Annotated in this window: 1 protein-coding gene; it reads right to left on the bottom strand. The window is 50.4% G+C overall.

Annotated elements, in window-relative coordinates:
- Positions 1–69 precede the first annotated feature (69 nt).
- Positions 70–776: replication initiation factor domain-containing protein (locus B5F18_RS12350; RefSeq protein ID WP_143468440.1), on the bottom strand; the 707-nt coding region annotated here is incomplete at its 5' end.

Genomic DNA, 776 nt, shown 5'->3' with positions numbered 1-776 from the left:
ACCGATACCCATTCCCAGCGATACCAGCACTAAGTCCTTAACAAGTTCTGCCATAATCTCAATTCTCCTTTACTCTGTGATAAGCTCCTCTGTGTCCGCTGTCTGCTGTCGGATTATCTGCAAGTGCTTTTCTGTCAGCTTTGCGTTGTCCTCAATCTCTTTCAGATAGCTTGTGCTGTTGCCAGCGTCTATCTTTTTCAGCATTTTCAGCGTAGGTGCGACCTGTCGGCTTATCCAGCCCAGCGTCCTTTCCAGCGTGTAAGGTTCTGGGTCTGTCGTCAGCTTGACAGGCGGGCGGTCTTTCCCGATAAACCACGCCCAGCGGTCATTGAGCTTCCAGTCTGTCTTTCGCTTCTCTGGCTCTCTGTCCACGAAGCGGATATAGTGATTGATGATAGAAAATGCCGTCTGTTCTGCGTCATAATGGGTCAGCAGTTCACGGACGGCATAATAAGCTCTTTCATCTTTCAGTCGTATCTCGAAGCGGTTCTTTATGGGGGCTTCCTCAATCGGTATTCCCAGCTTTGCGTACTGTTCGTAGTTCTTCTCATAACAGCAGAAGTACACCTCACTTTTCAGTGAGCCGATATACAGCGTGTGTCCCATGCCCGCCTTGTCCTGCTCGTTGTGCTTCACCAGCTCGCCCGAAGCATAGGACTTGAAAGAGCGGAACAGGGAAACACATTCCTCACGGTTGCATTTGGCGGTCAGATCTGGAATATCCAGTATGCCCGCCCTGTCGTTAATCGCAAGGTCAAGGCGTTTCATCACACCGC

The sequence above is a fragment of the Lachnoclostridium sp. An181 genome (assembly GCF_002160325.1).
Taxonomy (GTDB): domain Bacteria; phylum Bacillota; class Clostridia; order Lachnospirales; family Lachnospiraceae; genus An181.
This window is presented reverse-complemented; position numbering and strand designations above follow the sequence as displayed.